Origin of the sequence: Caballeronia sp. dw_19, assembly GCF_018449515.1 — a bacterium.
Classification (GTDB): domain Bacteria; phylum Pseudomonadota; class Gammaproteobacteria; order Burkholderiales; family Burkholderiaceae; genus Caballeronia.
Map to the genome: position 1 here is coordinate 166346 of NZ_JAAVUQ010000007.1, position 20521 is coordinate 186866.

A 20521-nucleotide genomic window follows, 5' to 3' on the forward strand; every position below is an offset into this window, starting at 1 on the left:
TGCCGACCGTTGGTTTCCCCGTCTCGATTCGCGCTTTCCCTCCTGCTGGGTCGAGACGATCTCAAAAAAACGAAAACTATCATCAAAAGGGGTCTTCGCAAAAAACAATCGGCGAGTTTTGTCGCGTGAAGTGTACAAGGGGCGCGTTTGACCGACGCTGGTATGGAGTGGTTTTGCGAGGTCGCGAGTTTGGCGGTCTCAGCCACAAAGACCACACCGGTATTGTTGAATCCAACCGTGCACATGCTTACGTAATGTCATTATTGAGGCGCTCGTGCGGAAACTCATGCGATTCGTTCGTCCCATAACCGCGCCTTTAGAGCATCACACTAGCGCGGTGTCGGCTCGCACCGTGCTTTATCGCTGGCGCAACACCCTGTTTTTCGATGCGAGGCCGGTGGCCCGTTTCACTGCTCACGCCTTTTTCCTCAACCGCTTCGCAACGTCCAGCTTCAGGAAACAGGCCACAAACCGCATGAACACGAATCCGTCCGCTCTCATACGAACCGGCACCGCGGACGATCCGCAATCTGATCCAGCACCCGGACATCAGGCCGGCCAACTGGACGACTCGGCCCCCAAACGCGGCTGGTTCTCGTTCGTCGGCGCCGGCGCCCTCGTCGCAGTCGGCTATATGGACCCAGGCAACTGGGCTACCGCGCTCGCAAGCGGCGCCAAATACGGCTATCAATTGCTGAGCGTCGTCCTGCTCGCAAGCCTGATGGGCCTGCTGCTGCAATGGCTCGCATCGAAAGTAGGCGTGGTGACCGGCCAGGATCTCGCGCAACTCTGCCGCCAACGCTACAGCCGACGCACCACGCTCTTTCTCTGGATCACCAGCGAAATCGCCATCATCGCCTGCGACGTCGCCGAAGTCGTCGGCAGCGCGGTCGCGCTTCAACTGCTGCTAGGCGTGTCGCTGACCGTGGGCGTTCTGATGTCGGCGATAGGCACGTTCGCCATGCTCGCACTCCAAAGCCGTGGACAGCGGCCGCTCCAGATCGCCGTGACGACGCTGATCTTTTTCGTAGGATTCTGTTTTGTCGTTGAACTCGCGCTCGCCAACCCCTCATGGCGCGGCGCACTGGCCGGTCTTGCACCGCCTGCCGCCCTGCTGCGCGACGCAGGCATGATCTGGCTCGCCGCTGGCATCCTCGGCGCCACCGTCATGCCGCATAACCTCTATCTGCACTCCGCGCTCGTCAAGGACCACGCGAAGAACGGCAACGACGAAGCCATCGCCAACGCCATGACAGGCGTCAATATTGATACCTTCGCGTCCCTCAGCCTGGCGTTCACCGTCAACGCGTCATTGCTGATCGTGGCAGCCGCCGTATTCCACGCAAACGGCCACTACGACGTCAACGATCTCGCCGATGCCCACCGCCTGATCGCACCGCTGGTTGGCAATCAGTGGGCCAGCATCATCTTCGCAGCCGCGTTGCTGGCGTGCGGACTGAACGCCACGGTGACCGGCACGCTAGCCGGACAAGCCGTCATGGAAGGGTTCCTGCAACTGAAGATTGCGCGATGGGCGCGAGCGCTCCTCACCCGCGCACTGGCAATGGGACCGGCCCTGCTCGCGGTCGGCACATTCGGGGAACACGGGTCGAACCAGTTGCTCGTCGCAAGCCAGGTCGTGCTGAGCTTGCAATTGCCGCTGGCCGTGATTCCCCTCGTGCGCTTCGCATCCGATGCCGGACTCATGGGCCGATGGCGCGTCAAGCGCATTCCGCTCGCATTGGCGTGGTTGTGCGCAGCGCTGATCGTGCTGCTGAATGGCGCGCTGTTGTGGCAGTTGCTGACCGATAGTTGATAGTCGATGGCGGCCGGGGCGAAAGGAACTCTCCGGATTTGCCGCTGATCTCCGCTTGCGCCGGGAACGGTGCTCGCCTCGCCGTGACCTGCGCCCGTGCTTCAAACTTTCCCGTTCTGACCGCCTGACGCATGCGTCGGCAGGCAGGTAATGCGTATTCCGACGCACCAGACAGACGTCGATACGAGCAAGCGAACATGTCGCTCCTGCCGGTTCGTTCGACAAGAACTGAGTGAATCGATGCGGGTCGGGACCGTTTTTTGCTGTTGCTGCCCGTTCGGCCCATCTTTTCGAGGTGATCCTTCCGCACGCTTACAATTACGCGTTTCGCGAATGTCGCCCGTGGGCGGGCCGGATATCAGTCGCTCAGTCAGTCGCTAAACAAGCGCTGGCGCATGACGCAATCGGGGCGACACGGGACAGGCGTTCCCGCTGCCTCACACGGACGCTACTCAACGCAACAAGGACGATCGTTTCATGGCCCGAGGCTCTTTGCCGTTTTCCACCCGCTCCCTCACGCCCTTCCGGCAACGCGATGTCACGATGGCTTACCTCCTGGCCATGCTCGCGTGCGCTATCAGCCTCGGCTGGACCAGCGCCGCCTACGCCACGGTTTCCGTGCTCCAGCCGGTGCGCGAAGCCGCCGCGGAACAACCGCTCGAACTGACACTGCTTTATAGCGACGACGACAAGCAGCAGCCGCTCACCATCGATGTACCCAAAGCGCTCAACGTCACGCTGACCAATGGCGACCTGCCGCCACAGCCGCTGGCGCTGCAGCGCGAACCGAACGTCCCCGACAAGCTGACGCTGCGCCCCGGCCAATATCGAAAAGTTCGCTACGCCGCCCCCTGGCCCGACGCGGCACGCGGCGTGATGAAGGTCGATCCCGTAGGCTTCGATTCGTCGCCCATGCTGATCACGCTGAACCGCGGCAAGTCGCAAACGCAAGTGGTGGCGGCGGAGACCGCTGAGACGAAGGCGACGACACCGCAGCAACTGGTGAGCGCAGAGGCCGCCGCGAACACATCGGCCGTGCCGACGACCACCAGTGACCGCATGTTCAGCGGCCGGTTATCGACCTTCGAACCGATGTATTTCGCCGATGGCCAGAACGGCGATAACCTCGCTAAATTCCAGTTCAGCTTCAAGTATCGACTGATCATGCCGGACGATCCGCGCTCGCGCGGCTTCCTCGACAACCTGTATTTTGCCTACACACAAACGTCGATCTGGGACCTGTCGGCTGAATCGGCGCCGTTCCGCGACACGAGTTACGAGCCGCAACTGTTCTACTACCTGGAGAACACGGAGTGGAAAAGCTCGCTGTTTTCGCGCATGGGCGTCACGGCTGGTATCGGACATGAGTCGAATGGCAAAAGCGGCGCGGATTCGCGCGGGATCAACATCGCTTTCGTGCGTCCGAGCTGGGATTTCGGCGATATCAATTCGAACCACCTGACCATATCGCCGAAAATCTATTACTACATCACCAAGAGCGGCAACGAGGACATCCAGGACTATCGCGGTTACGTAGACCTGCTCGTGAAGTACGGCAGTCCCGATAGCTGGCAACTCGCCACGACACTGCGCAAGGGCACAAAACACGGATACGGCAGCGTTGACGCCCAGTTCACCTATCCGCTCGCCAAACTGATCAACAGCGCGTGGGGCGGCTACCTGTGGGTCGGTTATTTCAACGGCTACGGCGAGGACATCCTCGATTACAACCAGCGGCAACACTGGATCGCGCGGATCGGATACAGCATCGCGCGTTAAACTTGGATCTTTTGCGCGGGCGCTGCAGTTTTCACTGCATGCCGCGCCCGACTACAGGCGTTTTATGGCATCGAACCTTCATGATTTGCCCGACAGCCCGTGCATCGGCGTCTGCTCGACCCTCTTCGACGACGTCTGCAAAGGCTGTGGCCGCATGGCCGGAGAAGTCTCCAACTGGGTGTTCCTCAGCGACGCCGAAAAGCGCGCGATCTGGGAGCGCATTACCCGCGAAGGCACCGCCATGCGCTTTACCCGCGACAAGGTTTGATCGGCGGCTGAGTGGGGCATGACGACCGACCGGAGCATGCCCGTTCGCGCGCAGTCAGTTTTTTGACTCCGGGGAGAAACCCCGGAAAGAACATTTCTTCTGCATCAGGCAGCGCCTGACTTGCGACCGGTTTGTGGCGCACTTGAGGCTGGTTCATGGCTGCTTGTGGCTGCCCATGACTCCTTGTGGCAGGCTAATAGCTGACTCGGACTCGCAGTCAACTCGTAACCCAAACTTCAGACCGGTTGTTTTGCAGAACCCGCGCCGTTCACGCCGCCGCCGTGGGCCGGATATCGGCGACCAGCAAGTCGAGCAATTCACGCACGCTGCGAATCGCCGATCCGAACGGCAGCGCCTCGCGCCCCCGGAAGAACAGCCCGTTCGCGCGATCTCCACGCAGGGCCGCGGCCAGACGGGTATCGATACAAAAGTGCCCGAACTTCTCGATACCATCGCGCAAACCACACGCCACCAGGCAATTGAGGCCCGTAGGACACTTTTGCTCGCGCGAGCCGATCTTGTCGCGAATGCGTTGCTCATTGCGCAGATAACGGTCGAGCCACGGGGTTTTCACCGCGCGCGCCGGCAGGCCGGTCACGCTCACGAATTCGACGATGTCTTCCGGCGTTGCGTCAGCGAGAATCCGCTTGAATTCGGGATGCGCGTCACCCTCTTCGGTCACTGCGAACGCCGTGCCGAGTTGAACACCGGACGCGCCTGCGGCCTGCCAGCGACGCACCGCCGCATGCCCGTCGATGCCACCCGCCACAATCAGGGGAATCTGAGTACGGCCGATGCCGAGGGTATCGAAGGTCAGCATCGTTTCCTCGATCACGCGGGCAAAGTCGAAACGTTCGCTCGGAATGTCCGCCACGCTCGCCACGCCGAGATGGCCACCAGCATGCCCCGGATGCTCGATCACGATGGCATCGGGCAAACGATTCTTCTTGAGCCACTTCTTCACTACCAGCGCGATGCCACGGCTATCCGACAGGATAGGGATCAGCGCGATATCAACGCCTTGCGTCAGGTCCGGCAGATCCAGCGGCAGCCCGGCTCCCATCACGATAGCGTCGGCGCCACTCTCGCACGCCGTCTGTACCGCTGCCGCGTAGGAGGAAACCGCCCGCATGACATTCACGGCAATCATGCCGCGGCCCTCGCTGAGGGCCTTCGCTGCGATGATCTCGCGCCGCAACGCCGTCTGGTTGGCGGCTTCCAGCGTCGCCTGATCCGGATTCTGTTTGCACATCTCAAGCAGGTCGGGATGGTGATGCCGCAAGTCGATGCTCGAGATTGTCCCCATTGCACCCTCCCGGGCGACGGCGCCGGCCAGCCGGTGCGCGGACACACCCACGCCCATGCCTCCCTGCACAATAGGAAGCAACGTGCGGCCGCGAATGGTCAGGGGGGTAAGAGGGGTCATCGAAGGAGCATCTCCAGAGTCAAAGTTTTTAGCTTGCAGGAGGTTAGACAAACACGCCTTGCGTTTTATCAAGCAAGTTCGACTGTGCTGTATTTCAGTTTTCCGATCGTGCTCCGTTCCAGAAAAGGAAACGGCCCGCTTCGTAAGAAGGGGCCGTTTGCGTTGCTGCTTGTTTCTGCTTGTTTCTCTTTGCGGAGTGCTGCGTTACATGCGCGTGTTACTGAATACCCTGGCTCGTCAGGAATTCCTCGTACGTACCGCCGAAGTCGCGCAGCGTGCCGTCATTCTTCACCTCGATAATCCGATTCGCCAGCCCGTTGACAAACTCGCGGTCATGCGAAACGAAGATCAGCGTGCCTTCATATTTCTCCAACGCGATCTGCAAGGACTCGATCGACTCCATGTCCATGTGGTTGGTCGGCTCGTCCATCAACAGCACGTTCGGGCGCCCAAGCATCAGCTTGCCCCAGATCATGCGGCCTTTCTCACCACCCGACAGCACCTTGACCGATTTCTTGATGTCGTCGGCGTTGAACAGCAAGCGGCCCAACGTCCCACGGACCATCTGATCGTCGTCCCCGTCCTGACGATACTGGTCAACCCAGTCGGTGAGCGTCTCGTCCTTCGGAAACTCTTCGTACGTGTCTTGCGGCATATAACCGACCAGTGCGTTTTCCGCCCACTTGACCGTGCCGCCATCCAGTTCGATTGCACCCTTCAGCGCACGCAGCAACGTGGTCTTGCCCGCACCGTTCTCGCCGATGATCGCAATCCGCTCACCCGGCTGAACGCTCAGGCTGAAGTGGTTGAAGATGGTGCGATCGTATTTCTTGGTGATGTTGGTCGCCACCACCGCGATGTTGTGCAGCTTTTTCTCGAAGTCGAAGCGAATAAACGGATTTTGCCGCGACGACGGCTTGAATTCCTCGATCTTGATCTTCTCGATCTGCTTTGCACGGCTGGTCGCCTGGCGTGCCTTCGACTTGTTGGCCGAGAACCGGCGCACGAAGTCCTGCAGATCGGCCACTTTGTCCTTCGCCTTCTGGTTTGCGTTCGCCTGACGTTCGCGCGCCTGAGCCGACGCCAGCATGTAGTCGTCGTAGTTACCCGGGTACACCTTCAACGTGCCGTAATCCATGTCCGCCATGTGTGTGCAGACCTGGTTCAGGAAGTGTCGATCGTGCGAAATGATCACCATGGTCGAGTTGTACTGGTTCAGTATGTCCTCGAGCCAGCGAATGGAGGTGATGTCCAGGTTGTTGGTCGGCTCGTCGAGCAGCAACACGTCCGGCTTCGAAAACAGCGCCTGTGCGAGCAACACGCGCAGTTTCCAGCCCGGGGCGACGTTGCTCATGGGGCCGGTATGGTCCTCGATCGCAATGCCAATGCCCAGCAACAGTTCGCCAGCGCGCGCTTCGGCCGTGTAGCCGTCGTATTCGGCGAACTTCGCTTCGAGCTCGGCAGCGTGCATGTAGTCGTCGTCGGTAGCGTCGGGATTCGCGTAAATGGCATCGCGCTCGGACATCGCGTTCCACATTTCCGTGTGGCCCATCATCACGACGTCGATCACGCGCATGTCTTCATACGCGAACTGATCCTGACGCAACTTACCGAGACGCACGTTCGGTTCGAGCATCACAGTGCCGGAGCTCGGTTCCAGGTCGCTGCCCAGAATTTTCATGAACGTGGATTTGCCGCAACCGTTCGCCCCGATCAGGCCGTAGCGATTTCCTTCCCCGAACTTGACCGAAATGTTCTCGAAGAGGGGCTTCGGCCCAAATTGCATGGTGATGTTGGCAGTAGACAGCACAGCGCGTCCTTTTGAATGGTGTACGGCGAAAAACCCGCAATTTTAGCAGTTTTTGGGACGAATTGCGGCATTGCAGCGGAAAGCTGCAATGCACGGGCGCGTACACCGCGCTTCCGGCGATCCGCAAATGGTGCCCTGCGTGGCGCGCCAATGACCCAGCAAATGCCGCCGCGCCGGGCGTTCCGGGCTGACTGAATCTGCCCAAATCCGCCGCTGCCGCCCGTCCCGAGCCTAGATGCGCTCCGCGATGTACGCCTTCACCAGCCCCGCCTCGGCCGCCACGATATCGAATTTCTGTGGCAATTCTTCGATACCGATAAACGCCGCCGGCCGCTCCGGCTCGCGCTCAAGCGCTTCGCGGATGGTTTCGCCGAATTTGATCGGCTGGGCGGTTTCCAGCACGATCATCGGCACGCCCGGTGTCAAATGCTCGCGCGCAACCTTCAGGCCGTCGGCCGTGTGGGTATCGATCATGGTGCCGTAACGCTTGAACGCGTCGCGGATGGTGTCCACCCGGTCCGCATGGCTGCTGCGTCCCGACACGAAACCAAATTCCTTCACGCGCGCAAAGTCACCGCTGGCCGCGAGGTCGAATCCACCCTTTTCTTCCACATCGCGGAACAATTGCAGCACGCGCGCGGGATCGCGGCCGAGCAGATCGAACACGAAACGCTCGAAATTCGACGCTTTCGAGATATCCATGCTCGGGCTGGTCGTGTGATACGTCTCGGCGGCCGTGCGCACGCGATAAATCCCGGTGCGGAAAAATTCGTCGAGCACGTCGTTTTCATTCGTGGCGACGACCAGTTGCTCGATCGGCAAACCCATCATCCGCGCAATATGCCCCGCGCACACGTTGCCAAAATTACCCGATGGCACCGTGAACGACACCCGCTCGGCGTTCGACTTCGTCGCGGCGAAGTAGCCCTTGAAATAATAGACAACCTGCGCCACCACACGTGCCCAGTTGATCGAATTGACCGTGCCGATCTTGTTGGCCGCTTTGAACGTGTGATCGTTCGACACCGCCTTGACGATGTCCTGGCAATTGTCGAAGTTGCCGATCACGGCCAGATTGAAGATGTTCGGGTCCTGCAACGAAAACATCTGCGCCGTCTGGAACGCGCTCATCTTCTGATGCGGCGACAACATGAAAACGCGCACGCCCTGCTTGCCGCGCATGGCGTATTCGGCCGCGCTGCCGGTGTCGCCCGAGGTCGCGCCAAGAATGTTCAGCGTCTGCCCTTGCTTGGCCAGCGTGTACTCGAACAGGTTGCCGAGCAACTGCATGGCCATGTCCTTGAACGCGAGCGTGGGACCGTTCGACAATTCCAGCAGCGACACCGTCGTGCCGCCCTCTTCGCCCAGCGTTTTCAGCGGCGTAATCTGCGACGCGCTCTCGTGATCGCGAACATTGCTGTACGTGCTCGCCGTATAAGTGCGGCGCGTGAGCGAGTGCAGATCTTCGTCGGAAATGTCGTCGCTGAACTTGCGCAGGATTTCGTAGGCGAGATCCGCATACGAAAGCGTGCGCCAGGCGGTCAGCTCGTCCGCCGTGACGCGCGGATATTCAGCGGGCAAATACAGGCCGCCGTCCTTGGCGAGACCGCCGAGAAGGATGTCGGAGAAAGTATGTCGTTCGCCGAAACCGGCGCCGCGCGTAGAGATATAGTTCATTTCAAAGCCCTAGTTCAATCCTTCCATGCGCAGCTTCGTCACTTTCGAAACCACGGTGGAAAGCGCCTCGATCTGCGTGATCGCCGCGTTGATTTCCCGTTCGACCGTTTCGTGCGTGAGCAGGATGATGTCGGTTTCGCCCTTGTCCTCACCATCGACGTGCTCGGATTCCTTCTGCAGCAACGCGTCGATGGAAATGACCTTGTCGGCGAGAATCCGCGTGATGTTGGCGAGCACGCCGGTGACATCCGCCACGCGCAGGCGCAGGTAGTAGCTGCTCGTCACTTCCTCGATCGGCAGGATAGGCGTGTTGGCGAGGCTGTCCGGCTGGAACGCCAGGTGCGGCACGCGATGTTCCGGGTCGGCCGTATGCAGGCGCGTGACGTCCACGAGATCGGCGACCACCGCCGACGCAGTCGGCTCAGCACCCGCACCCTTGCCGTAATAAAGCGTGGTGCCGACTGCATCGCCGTGCACGACCACCGCGTTCATCGCGCCCTCCACGTTCGCCAGCAAGCGTTTTGCCGGAATCAGGGTGGGGTGCGTGCGCAACTCGATGCCCTTCTCCGTGCGCCGCGCAATACCCAGCAGCTTGATCCGATAGCCCAGCGCCTCGGCATAGCGGATATCGATGGCGTCGAGCTTGCTGATCCCTTCCACGTAAGCCCGGTCGAATTGCACGGGCACGCCGAACGCGATCGCGCTCATGATCGTGACCTTGTGCGCCGCGTCGACGCCTTCAATGTCGAAGGTCGGATCGGCTTCGGCATAACCCAGTTCCTGGGCCGCTTTCAGCGCGGTCGCGAAGTCGAGCCCACGGTCGCGCATCTCCGAGAGAATGTAGTTCGTCGTGCCGTTGATGATGCCCGCGATGTACTGGATCCGGTTGGCCGTCAGTCCTTCGCGCAGCGCCTTGATGATCGGAATACCGCCCGCAACCGCCGCTTCGAACGCGACCATCACGCCCTTCTTGCTCGCCGCTTCGAAAATCTCGCTGCCGTGCACGGCCAGAAGTGCCTTGTTCGCCGTCACCACATGCTTGCCGTTGGAGATGGCGCGCAGCACCAGTTCGCGCGCGATGCCCGTGCCGCCGATCATCTCGGCCACGATGTCGATGGAAGGATCGTCGACGACGGCGTTGAAGTCGGTCGTGACGTCAATGCCCGCCGCGCCCTGCACCTTCGACGGCGTGCGCACCGCGATGCGCGTAATTTCGATGCCCCGTCCGGCGCGCCGTTTGATTTCTTCCTGATTGCGGCGCAGCACCGTGAAGGTGCCGCCGCCGACGGTGCCGAAGCCCAGCAGGCCAACTTTGATCGGTTCCATTGCAGCGTGAGTCTTATAAGAGAGGTTTTAGACAGAGTGACGCTTTCGATAACCATCGAGAAAGCGCGCGATACGGTTGATGGAGTCAGCGAGATCGTCCACGTTCGGCAGGAACACTACGCGGAAATGGTCCGGCGCCGGCCAGTTGAACCCGGTGCCCTGGACCAGCAGCGTACGTTCTTCGAGCAACAGGTCCGTAATGAACTGCTGGTCATCGACGATCGGATACATCTTCGGGTCGAGCTTCGGAAACATGTACAGCGCCGCCTGCGGCTTGACGCAACTCACGCCGGGAATGGCGGTGAGCATGTCGTACGCGAGTTCCCGTTGCTTGAAGAGCCGGCCGCCCGGCACGATCAGGTCGTTGATGCTCTGGTAACCGCCCAGCGCCGTCTGGATGGCGTACTGCCCCGGCACGTTCGCGCACAGGCGCATCGAGGCCAGGATGCCGAGCCCTTCCATATAGTCATGGGCAATGCGACGGTTTTCACCCGTGAGACCCGAGATGAACATCCAGCCCGCGCGATACCCGCAGGCCCGGTAGCTCTTCGACAAACTATTGAACGTGACCGTCAGCACGTCCTCCGACAACGCCCCGACCGCCGTGTGCTTGCGGCCGTCGTAGACGATCTTGTCATAGACTTCGTCGGCGAAAATGATCAGGCCATGCTTGCGCGCCAGTTCGATCATCTCCAGCAACAGTTCGTCCGAATACAGCGCGCCGGTCGGATTATTCGGGTTGATGATGACGAGCGCCTTCGTGTTCGGCGTGATCTTCGAGCGCAAGTCGTCGAGATCGGGCATCCAGCCGGCGGATTCGTCGCAGAGATAGTGCACCGGCGTACCGGACGACAAGCTCACCGCAGCCGTCCACAGCGGATAGTCCGGTGCGGGCAACAGCACTTCGTCGCCGTCGTTGAGCAGACCCTGCATGGCCATCACGATCAGCTCGGACGCGCCGTTGCCAATGTAGATGTCGTCCAGTTCCACGCCCGCCACACCCTTTTGCTGGGTGTAATGCATGATCGCCTTGCGCGCGGCGAACACACCCTTCGAGTCCGAATAACCCGACGAAGTCGGCAGGTTACGGATCATGTCCTGGATGATCTCGTCCGGCGCATCGAAGCCGAACGCGGCCAGGTTGCCGATATTAAGCTTGATGATCCGGTGGCCCTCGTCCTCCAGCCGCTTCGCGTGCTCGAGCACGGGACCGCGAATGTCATAACAGACGTTCTGTAATTTATTGGATTTTAGAATCGGTTTCACGGCGGGAAAGCTCACTGGTTACTGGAAGTCAGGCTCTGGATCAGGAAAATCGGCAAATAAAGTTGACAAGTCAGGGCCGCGGACTCGGCGCAGCGCCGGCCACGCCGGTGTTTTCGCCCGGCGCTTCAGGCGCTGCGCGTGAAAACACGTCAAACCGAGACCTTGAACGGACCGGACACCGCGCAGAAACCCTAAGTAGCGACGCGGAACAGGCAGTCTAGCGAAAATGCGTCGGATAGAGGCAGGTTTAGGCGTAATCGTGTGAGCTTATGGCCATCAGGCCAAGGCAAAACGCCCGATTGCGTGTCGGCAAGCAGCTTGTGGCGGCACGCGAAGCATCGCGCCGCCCGGGCTCGCAACCCGCTGACGGCTGAAAAGTTATAATTTAGCGGATTATCCGTGACTTTCGCAATGCGCCACCGGCAAAACGCGTGCACATCGGCTTCATCCAGGTGCCCGCACAAGCCGATGAACTCTGTATTGCCCGCCGAGCCGTCCGGTTGTCGCAGGACTCTCGCGCAGTCACCTCTCGCCATCAACTTGCCTGTCGGAATACCGATTTGAAACTACATCAGGAAGCCAGCGGCGCGCTCAATACCATCACGAGTTACGGCGCCGATTACGTCGCGATCAATCTGCAACGCCATGAAGGCAGCATCATCGTGATGCCGGAAACGCCCGTGATCGCATGGCCTGTGTCCTCGTTCGAGGCGCTGACGCCGGAAGATTTTGACGCGCTCATCGCGATCGCGCCTGAAGTCGTCGTGTTCGGCAGCGGTGCGCGCCTGCGTTTTCCGCATCCTCGGCTCATCGCGAAGCTTTCCCAGCAACGCATTGGCGTGGAGACAATGGATTTCGGCGCCGCATGCCGTACTTACAACATTCTCATGTCGGAAGGCCGCCGGGTCGCCGCTGCGCTGCTGATCGAAGCGTAACTTCGGCATACCGGTGGAAGCTCACATGAACGCCGCGGCAACGCTTCAGCGCGGATTCCACGCGCCGGTGCGATAAACTGCCGCCCGGCGCCGAAATCGATACGGCTATCGGCATCGGGAACGCCTGTTTTCTGCGCACCGATGGATGACGCGCCGGCCCGCACCCGCCCGCCGCACGGCGAAACGCACAAGGACTGGCCGTTTGGCTGGCTTGTGCGCGTTGTCGAAGCAGCGGAACCTGCATGGGCTGGCCGCGCGCCGAATGGTGCCGAATAGGTGCCGGATACGCGTCGAAGCTTGCCCCCAATGTGCCTGCTAAGCGGGCCTTAAGCCTCAATGCGCCAAACTCGAGCCCCCCATGGATTTTGCTAGCGCCGCGAAAGCGGCATCGGACAGGTCGACTCTCATGAACGATACGCCCTCCCGGCTACCGCTCACCCGCCTCTCACTTCTATTGCTGATCGCGGCACTCGCCGTGATCTGGTTCGCGCCGCTGGGCCTGCGCCATCTCGTCCCAAGCGACGAAGGCCGTTACGCCGAAATGGCGCGCGAAATGTTCGTGACCGGCGACTGGATCACGCCGCGTTACAACGGCTACAAGTATTTCGAAAAACCGCCGCTGCAAACTTGGGCGAACGCGCTGACGTTCGCATGGTTTGGTATCGGCGAATGGCAGGCGCGGCTTTATACCGCGTTGACGGGCTTTGCCGGCGTGCTGCTGATCGGCTATACCGGCGCACGTGTCTTCAACGGCGTGACGGGATTTTGCGCGGCCGTCGTACTGGCGACTTCGCCGTACTGGAACCTGATGGGCCATTTCGACACGCTCGACATGGGCCTGTCGTTCTGGATGCAACTCACGCTCTGCAGCTTGCTGCTGGCGCAACGTCCGAACCTGCCCGCGCCCCAAGTCCGCCTTTGGATGTGGCTTTGCTGGGCCGGCATGGCGCTCGCGCTGTTGTCAAAGGGGCTGGTTGGCCTGATTCTGCCGGGCGCGGTGCTGGTGCTCTACACGCTGATCGCGCGTGACTGGGCGTTGTGGCGCCGGCTTTATATTGGCAGCGGGCTGATCCTGTTCCTGATAATTGCCGCGCCGTGGTTCGTTCTGGTCCAGATCAAGAATCCCGAATTCCTGAATTTCTTTTTCATCGTGCAGCAGTTCGCCCGATATTTGACCCCCGAGCAGAACCGTCCGGGTGCGTTTTATTACTTCGTGCCGGTGCTGATTGTCGGCTTCCTGCCCTGGCTCTCGGTGTCGTTCCAGAGCGTCCGGCATGCGCTGAAGGTGCCGCGCCAGCCGAACGGCTTCGCACCGGTCACTCTGCTCCTGGTCTGGTCGGCGTTTATCTTCTTGTTCTTCAGCGCATCGCATTCGAAACTGCTGTCGTACACGCTGCCAATCGCGCCTTCCATTGCGTTGCTGATCGCGATCTACTTGCCGCTGCTCACGCGCGCCCAATGGCACAAGCACCTGACCGGGTACGCGGTATTTCTTGTCGTGGCGGCTTTCGGCGCGATCTTTTTGGGTCGGATGGGCGGTGGCCACACGCCGAATGCGCTGTACAGGGAATTTCAGGTCTGGGTGTACGCCGCGCTCGCCGTGGCCTTCGTGGTCACGCTGGCTGCGATCTGGCTGAACCGGCGCAGTTCGATGGGTGGCGTGGTGCTACTGGGAACTGCGTGGCTGTTAATGGGCACAATTGCCGGCACCGGCCACGATGTATTCGGCCGCGAAAGCTCGGGCGTGCAGTTGGTGCCCGCGGTGAAAGCCGCCATGGCCCGATTGCCCGCCGACACGCCGTTCTACTCTGTGGCCAAACTCGATCACACCATGCCGTTCTATCTCGGCCACACCATGATCATGGTTCAGGAACCCGACGAACTGAAGTTCGGAGTCACGACGGAACCCCAGAAGTGGGTGCCGACCATCGACGAGTGGATCCAGCGTTGGGATGCGCAACGCTGCGGTCTTGCGCTGATGCCGCCCGGCCGGTATGACGAGTTGCTGGCAAAGCACGTGCCCATGCAGGTCATAGCGCGGGACGACCGAAGGGTGATTGTCGAGAAACCCCAGCCTTGAAACAATGGCGCCGCGTGTTGACCTGAGCACCGGCCGCCCGCGGATACAAAAGCCGGACAACGCCACGAAGTCTCACCGCTTCGCCGCGCTCCGCAAAAAACCCTATTACGGCCCACGATGAACCCGATATCCTTCATTTGCATCATCACCGGCGTCATGCTGAACGCCGGTGCGCAGTTGCTGCTCAAAGCGGGCGTGAACGCGGTCGGCCATTTCGAATTCACCCCGGCGAACATCGTGCCGATTGGTTTCAAGATCGCGACGCAATGGCCGATCATCGGCGGGCTGGCATGCTACGTGATCAGCGTCTTCGTATGGATCGTGGGATTGTCGCGGGTCGACGTTTCCATTGCTTATCCCATGCTCTCGCTTGGCTACGTGGTGAACGCGTTCGCGGCGTGGTATTTGTTTGGCGAAATCCTGTCATTGCAACGGCTGGTCGGCATCGGCATTATCCTGATCGGCGTCGTGGTACTGACGCGCGGTTGAGGTGTTAAGCGCAGCCAAATGTGCCTGAGCGAACCTGAATCCAGCACACCCCCGGCTGACATTGCGTATCAAAGACTGTGCTTCAAAGACTCTGTTTCAAAGACTGTGTATCAAAGATCTCACCGTTCCTTTCCTTCGCAGAGCTTCCATGACCCAGAACGTGCCCTCTAATACGCTGCCCTTTCTGCCTTTCGTACGCGCCGAGATCGACGAAGAAACGATTCAGGGCGTCGTCGACGTTCTGCGTTCGGGCTGGATCACGACCGGTCCGCAAAACCAGCAGTTCGAAGCCGAACTGTCCGCCTATTGCGGCGGCCGCCCGGTACGCACGTTCAATTCCGGCACGGCGACCATGGAGATTGGCCTGCGTATCGCAGGCGTGGGCGAAGGCGACGAAGTCATCACCACACCCATGACCTGGGTCGCGACCAGCAATGTGATCATTGAAACAGGCGCTACACCGGTGTTCGCGGATATCGACCCGGTCACGCGCAATATCGACCTGGACCTGCTCGAAAAAGCCATTACGCCGCGTACCAAGGCAATCCTGCCGGTATATCTGTCGGGCCTTCCCGTCGATATGGACCGGCTGTACGGCATTGCGCGCGAACATGGCCTGCGCGTGATCGAAGACGCGGCCCAGGCATTTGGATCGTCCTGGCGCGGACAGAAGATCGGCGCATTTGGCGATATTATTTCGTTTAGCTTTCACGCGAACAAGAACGTCACGTCGATAGAAGGCGGCGCGCTCGTGCTGAATAATGAGGAAGAAGCCGTGCTGGCACAAAAGTACCGGCTGCAAGGCATCACGCGCACCGGCTTTGACGGTATGGACTGCGACCTCCTCGGCGGCAAATACAATCTCACCGATGTCGCCGCCCGCGTCGGCCTTGGCCAGCTCAAGCATGTGGAGCGCTTCACGGAACAACGCCGCGAGCTGGCACGCGCATACTTTGAGAGTTTCGCGAACGGCGCGGCCGTGCGAATGGGCGTGCAGCTACCGGTGCCGAATTTCACCGACAGCAACTGGCACATGTTCCAGATCGCCCTGCCGCTCGAGCGCCTGTCGCTTACGCGCTCGGCGTTCATGGGCCTGATGAAGGAGCGTGGCATTGGCACGGGCGTGCATTACCCGGCGCTGCACCTGTTCACGCTGTATCGCGGACGCGGGTTTCACGAAGGCATGTTCCCGCACGCCGAAAAATATGGCGCATCAACGGTCACGCTGCCGCTTTTCACGCAGATGACCCAGGACGACGTGACACGCGTCGTGCGTGCAGTCAATGAAATCTGTGCGGCGCACGCCATTTAAGGTACCTAAAAAGGCACTTGAATAAGATGCCTAAAGCAGCGCAGGCACGCACGCCACGCGGATGGCACAGCAAAACAAGAACCACATTTATCACGGACACCTTGCGGAACCATCGTCAACATGAGTCAAACGGATTTTCTGCAGACCGGCCCTGAATTAACGGTCGTGATCCCGGTGTACAACGAAGAAGAAGGCCTCGCCGCCCTCTTCTCCCGCCTGTATCCCGCGCTTGACGCGCTCGGCGCAACGTATGAAGTCATCTTCATCGACGACGGCAGCCGGGACAAGTCGGCGAGATTGCTTGCCCAGCAGTTTCGCGCGCGGCCGGACACCACCCGCGTCATCCTGCTGAACGGCAACTATGGCCAGCACATGGCCATTCTTGCGGGCTTCGAACAATCGCGCGGGGAAAGCGTCATCACGCTCGACGCCGACTTGCAGAACCCCCCCGAGGAAATTGCCAAGCTGCTCGAGAAGATGCGGGAGGGTTACGACTACGTCGGCACGATTCGCCAGCAACGCCAGGACAGCTTTTGGCGCAAGAAGGCGTCGCGCCTGATGAACCGGCTGCGCGAGCGCATCACGCGTATCAGGATGACCGACCAGGGTTGCATGCTGCGCGGTTACAGCCGGCACATCATTGACACCATCAACCGCTGCGGTGAAATCAACACCTTCATTCCTGCGCTGGCCTATACCTTCGCGCAGAACCCGATCGAAATCGATGTCGCGCACGAAGAGCGCTTCGCTGGGGAATCCAAGTACTCGCTTTACAGCCTGATCCGCCTCAATTTCGACCTGGTGACCGGATTTTCGGTCGTGCCGCTGCAGTGGTTGTCGTTTATCGGCGTGATCTTGTCCGTGGGGTCCGCGGGCTTGTTCCTGCTGCTGTTGGTTCGACGCTTCATGTTCGGCGCGGAAGTCGAAGGTGTGTTTACGCTGTTCGCCATCACGTTCTTCATGCTTGGCGTGATCATCTTCGCGCTTGGGCTGCTGGGCGAATATATCGGCCGGATCTATCAGCAAGTGCGTGCACGGCCGCGTTACCTGGTGCAGACCATCCTGGAAGAGCGCGACGGCAAGCTTGCGCGAACCATGCCACGCCAGGAAGCGGTAGCAGCAATCAGCCGCGAGGTCGATCCTCTATGAGGTCGCTATGAACCCAGCGGCTACCGGTACGAACGCTACGAGCGCTCCACGCGCGAAACCTCTCGCGGTCGTATTCGCGTATCACAACGTCGGCGTACGCTGCCTGCAGGTCCTGCTCGCGCGCGGCGTGGAGGTCGCGCTGGTCGTCACGCACGAAGACAACCCGGACGAGAACATCTGGTTCGGCAGCGTGAAGTCAGTCGCGGCGGACCATGGCATCACGGTCATCACGCCGGCCGATCCCAAGTCGCCCGAACTGCATGACGCAATCAGCGAACTCGCTCCGGACTTCATTTTCTCGTTCTACTACCGGCACATGCTGCCAGTCGGCCTGCTCGCACTCGCCGCCCGCGGCGCGTACAACATGCACGGTTCGCTGTTGCCGAAGTATCGTGGACGCGTGCCCACCAATTGGGCTGTGCTGAACGGAGAAACCGAAACGGGCGCGACGCTGCACGAGATGGCAGCAAAACCCGACGCCGGTGCGATCCTTGCCCAGACGCCGGTGCCCATTCTCCCCGACGACACCGCCGCGCAAGTCTTCGACAAAACCACCGTCGCCGCAGAACAAACCTTGTGGCGTGTCTTGCCGGCCTTGATCGCGGGCGAAGCGCCGCATTTGCCGAACGACCTCACGAAAGGCAGTTACTTCGGCGGCCGGAAGCCGGAGGATGGCCGCATCGACTGGTCGCAAACCGCGCAGCAGGTCTACAACCTGATTCGCGCCGTCGCGCCGCCGTATCCGGGGGCTTTTACGGACATCGGCCAGCAGCGGTTTATTGTCGCGCGGGCTCGTCTCGTGCCCGAAAACGGCCTGCCGGGTATCGACGCCGAAACCCTGCGTGAGGTCTCGAATTTGCCCCCTGGCCTGCACGTGAAGGATAATGCGCTGTTTGGCGTATGCGGCGACAGCCGCGTCGTCGCCATCCGTGAACTACGGCAACCATTCGTGGACGAAAACCAGACTCCCGCCGGCGGCGAACGCGTCGTCAGTCCTGCCGAATTCGGCCGACTCACTCAATCACTTCCTCATTCATGAAAAAAGTCCTGATCCTGGGTGTCAACGGCTTCATTGGCCACCACCTCTCCAAGCGCATTCTCGAGACGACCGACTGGGAAGTCTTCGGCATGGACATGCAACGCGACCGTCTCGGCGACCTCGCCAATCACGAGCGCATGCATTTCTTCGAAGGCGACATCACGATCAACAAGGAGTGGGTCGAATATCACATCAAGAAGTGCGATGTGATCCTGCCGCTGGTTGCTATCGCCACGCCGGCGACCTACGTGAAGCAGCCGCTGCGCGTGTTCGAACTCGACTTCGAAGCGAATCTGCCTATCGTGCGTTCGGCCGTGAAATACGGCAAGCATCTTGTGTTTCCGTCCACCTCCGAGGTGTACGGCATGTGCACCGACGAGCAATTCGATCCCGAAGAATCGCAACTGAGCTACGGCCCGATCAACAAGCCGCGCTGGATCTACGCGTGTTCGAAGCAGTTGATGGACCGCGTGATCTGGGGTTACGGCATGGAGGGCCTGAACTTCACGCTGTTCCGCCCATTCAACTGGATCGGCCCGGGTCTCGACTCCATTTACACGCCGAAGGAAGGCAGCTCGCGCGTGGTCACACAGTTCCTGGGTCACATCGTGCGAGGTGAAAACATTAGTCTCGTCGATGGCGGCGCGCAAAAGCGTGCGTTCACCGATATTGACGACGGCATCGGTGCATTGATGAAGATCATCGAGAACAAGAACGGCGTGGCGACGGGCAAGATCTATAACATCGGCAATCCGAGCAACAACTTCTCGGTTCGCGAACTCGCGCACAAGATGCTGAAGCTCGCCAACGAGATCAGCGAGTACACCGAAAACGCGAAGTCGGTGCAACTTGTGGAGACCTCGTCGGGAGACTACTACGGTGCGGGTTATCAGGACGTGCAGAACCGCGTGCCGAAGATCGACAACACGATCCAGGAACTCGACTGGAAACCGGTCGCGACCATGGACGACGCGTTGCGCAAGATTTTCGAAGCCTATCGCGGCGATGTAGGCACGGCGCGGCGCCTTGTCGAAGATCAGTCTTAAGGACGGCGCGTGGCTCGCATCGTTCTGAAAATCGACGTCGATACCTTGCGTGGCACGCGCGAAGGCGTGCCGAATCTGGCACGCCTGCTCGACAAATATCGCGCCCGCGCCACGTTCCTGTTCAGCCTTGGACCCGATCACACCGGCTGGGCATTGCGCCGCGTGTTTCGGCCCGGATTTCTGAAGAAGGTGTCGCGGACGTCGGTGGTCGAGCATTACGGCATCAAGACGCTCATGTATGGGGTACTTCTGCCGGGGCCGGATATCGGCCGCCGTGCGGTCGCCGAAATGCGCGCGGTTCATGAAGCGGGTTTCGAGTGTGGCATCCACACATGGGATCACGTGTACTGGCAGGACAATGTCCGTGCCGGCAATCGTGAGTGGACAGCCGGCCAGATGCAGCGCAGCCATGCACGTTTCGCCGAGATCTTCGGCACGCCACCCGTTACGCACGGCGCGGCGGGCTGGCAGATGAACGGCTACGCGTTCGAACAGATCGATGCCTGGGGCATGAAGTACGCGTCCGATGGGCGTGGCCACACGCCCTACATTCCGGTGCTAGACGGCCGAACGCTGAATCACGTCCAGATGCCCACCACGCTGCCGACGCTGGATGAAATCCTCGGTGTGGATGGCGTTGACGTGAACAACGTGGCCGCGCATTTGTTGGGGCTCACGTCAAAGCAGGCGCACGACCAGGTCTACACGCTGCACGCCGAGTTGGAAGGACAAAAGCTGGCCACGGTATTCGAGCAATTGCTGGCCGGCTGGAGCGCGCAAGGTCATAGCTTCTGCACGATGGGCGACTATCACGCGACGCTGGACCGCGCGACACTGCCCACGTACCCTGTCGCGTGGGGCGAGATTCCAGGTCGCGCAGGCGAGTTGATACTGCAGCCGGATTAATACACGTCGGACGGATTGAAGCACGTGCACGTCGGACGTGTGCTTGGGGCTCGGCCGAGCGAGCTATTTTGCAAACTCGGACGGCCGGTTCGGCTGATCCGGCTCTGCCGAACCGGGCGAGCGGGTGCCAAGCCGGATCAGACCCAGCCAGACCGCGCCTTGCCCCGACGCATCAAGCTTTCCCCTGATCCGCACTA

16 protein-coding genes are annotated in these 20521 nt (G+C 60.5%); 11 read left to right on the forward strand and 5 right to left on the reverse strand.

The genetic code is table 11. The features are described from left to right. Positions 1–475: 475 nt before the first annotated feature. The 3 genes from HB376_RS12580 (at position 476) to HB376_RS12590 (ending at position 3863) form a co-directional block, all read left to right on the forward strand. Positions 476–1816 (forward strand): Nramp family divalent metal transporter, encoded by a 1341-nt coding sequence (locus HB376_RS12580; protein ID WP_213763991.1) that lies wholly within the window; start codon positions 476–478, stop codon positions 1814–1816. A 543-nt stretch (positions 1817–2359) separates the two neighbouring features. Then, positions 2360–3595 carry a phospholipase A gene (locus HB376_RS12585; protein WP_255631318.1) on the forward strand — a complete coding sequence of 412 codons (1236 nt, stop codon included), beginning with the start codon at positions 2360–2362 and terminating at the stop codon, positions 3593–3595. Between the two features lie 64 nt (positions 3596–3659). After that, positions 3660–3863: a DUF1289 domain-containing protein gene (locus HB376_RS12590; RefSeq protein ID WP_089159551.1), complete on the forward strand. Its 204-nt coding sequence runs from the start codon at positions 3660–3662 to the stop codon at positions 3861–3863. Positions 3864–4131: 268 nt separating this feature from the next. Here the strand turns inward: HB376_RS12590 and HB376_RS12595 are convergent, their stop codons facing one another. From HB376_RS12595 to HB376_RS12615, 5 genes are all read right to left on the reverse strand, one after another. Beyond that, a complete protein-coding gene (locus HB376_RS12595; RefSeq protein ID WP_213763993.1) occupies positions 4132–5289 on the reverse strand; it encodes a nitronate monooxygenase family protein in 1158 nt (385 codons plus the stop codon). 217 nt (positions 5290–5506) lie between these two features. Further along, positions 5507–7099 (reverse strand): ABC-F family ATPase, encoded by a 1593-nt coding sequence (locus HB376_RS12600; RefSeq protein WP_213763994.1) that lies wholly within the window; start codon positions 7097–7099, stop codon positions 5507–5509. A gap of 231 nt (positions 7100–7330) precedes the next feature. After that, positions 7331–8776, reverse strand: coding sequence for a threonine synthase (thrC, locus tag HB376_RS12605; RefSeq protein WP_213763995.1), 1446 nt, complete (start codon positions 8774–8776; stop codon positions 7331–7333). A 9-nt stretch (positions 8777–8785) separates the two neighbouring features. Further along, positions 8786–10102: a homoserine dehydrogenase gene (locus HB376_RS12610; protein ID WP_213763996.1), complete on the reverse strand. Its 1317-nt coding sequence runs from the start codon at positions 10100–10102 to the stop codon at positions 8786–8788. A gap of 27 nt (positions 10103–10129) precedes the next feature. Continuing rightward, positions 10130–11368: an aminotransferase class I/II-fold pyridoxal phosphate-dependent enzyme gene (locus tag HB376_RS12615; protein ID WP_213763997.1), complete on the reverse strand. Its 1239-nt coding sequence runs from the start codon at positions 11366–11368 to the stop codon at positions 10130–10132. Between the two features lie 560 nt (positions 11369–11928). On the opposite strand from HB376_RS12615, the gene HB376_RS12620 reads away from it, so the two are divergent. The 8 genes from HB376_RS12620 (at position 11929) to HB376_RS12655 (ending at position 20324) form a co-directional block, all read left to right on the forward strand. After that, positions 11929–12303, forward strand: a complete 375-nt coding sequence (locus tag HB376_RS12620; protein ID WP_213763998.1) for an Mth938-like domain-containing protein — start codon at positions 11929–11931, stop codon at positions 12301–12303. Positions 12304–12709: 406 nt separating this feature from the next. Then, a complete protein-coding gene (locus HB376_RS12625) occupies positions 12710–14383 on the forward strand; it encodes a glycosyltransferase family 39 protein (protein ID WP_213764138.1) in 1674 nt (557 codons plus the stop codon). A gap of 117 nt (positions 14384–14500) precedes the next feature. Then, positions 14501–14872 (forward strand): SMR family transporter, encoded by a 372-nt coding sequence (locus HB376_RS12630; protein ID WP_089159042.1) that lies wholly within the window; start codon positions 14501–14503, stop codon positions 14870–14872. 148 nt (positions 14873–15020) lie between these two features. After that, positions 15021–16184, forward strand: a complete 1164-nt coding sequence (locus HB376_RS12635; RefSeq protein WP_213763999.1) for a DegT/DnrJ/EryC1/StrS aminotransferase family protein — start codon at positions 15021–15023, stop codon at positions 16182–16184. A 120-nt stretch (positions 16185–16304) separates the two neighbouring features. Continuing rightward, positions 16305–17333, forward strand: coding sequence for a glycosyltransferase (locus HB376_RS12640; protein ID WP_213764000.1), 1029 nt, complete (start codon positions 16305–16307; stop codon positions 17331–17333). Between the two features lie 7 nt (positions 17334–17340). Further along, positions 17341–18372, forward strand: a complete 1032-nt coding sequence (locus tag HB376_RS12645; protein WP_213764001.1) for a formyltransferase — start codon at positions 17341–17343, stop codon at positions 18370–18372. Further along, positions 18369–19418 (forward strand): bifunctional UDP-4-keto-pentose/UDP-xylose synthase, encoded by a 1050-nt coding sequence (locus HB376_RS12650; RefSeq protein ID WP_213764002.1) that lies wholly within the window; start codon positions 18369–18371, stop codon positions 19416–19418. Before HB376_RS12645 ends, HB376_RS12650 begins: the two co-directional genes overlap by 4 nt. Before the next feature lie 9 nt (positions 19419–19427). Continuing rightward, complete coding sequence (locus HB376_RS12655) at positions 19428–20324, forward strand: polysaccharide deacetylase family protein (RefSeq protein WP_213764003.1); 897 nt, start codon at positions 19428–19430, stop codon at positions 20322–20324. The last annotated feature ends 197 nt before the right edge of the window (positions 20325–20521 follow it).

Coding starts and splice junctions, on each gene's coding strand:
- HB376_RS12580 (WP_213763991.1), top strand. CDS start 476: ATGAACACGAATCCGTCCGCTCTCATACGAACCGGCACCGCGGACGAT.
- HB376_RS12585 (WP_255631318.1), top strand. CDS start 2,360: ATGGCTTACCTCCTGGCCATGCTCGCGTGCGCTATCAGCCTCGGCTGG.
- HB376_RS12590 (WP_089159551.1), top strand. CDS start 3,660: ATGGCATCGAACCTTCATGATTTGCCCGACAGCCCGTGCATCGGCGTC.
- HB376_RS12595 (WP_213763993.1), bottom strand. CDS start 5,289: ATGACCCCTCTTACCCCCCTGACCATTCGCGGCCGCACGTTGCTTCCT.
- thrC (WP_213763995.1), bottom strand. CDS start 8,776: ATGAACTATATCTCTACGCGCGGCGCCGGTTTCGGCGAACGACATACT.
- HB376_RS12610 (WP_213763996.1), bottom strand. CDS start 10,102: ATGGAACCGATCAAAGTTGGCCTGCTGGGCTTCGGCACCGTCGGCGGC.
- HB376_RS12625 (WP_213764138.1), top strand. CDS start 12,710: ATGAACGATACGCCCTCCCGGCTACCGCTCACCCGCCTCTCACTTCTA.
- HB376_RS12630 (WP_089159042.1), top strand. CDS start 14,501: ATGAACCCGATATCCTTCATTTGCATCATCACCGGCGTCATGCTGAAC.
- HB376_RS12635 (WP_213763999.1), top strand. CDS start 15,021: ATGACCCAGAACGTGCCCTCTAATACGCTGCCCTTTCTGCCTTTCGTA.
- HB376_RS12640 (WP_213764000.1), top strand. CDS start 16,305: ATGAGTCAAACGGATTTTCTGCAGACCGGCCCTGAATTAACGGTCGTG.
- HB376_RS12645 (WP_213764001.1), top strand. CDS start 17,341: ATGAACCCAGCGGCTACCGGTACGAACGCTACGAGCGCTCCACGCGCG.
- HB376_RS12650 (WP_213764002.1), top strand. CDS start 18,369: ATGAAAAAAGTCCTGATCCTGGGTGTCAACGGCTTCATTGGCCACCAC.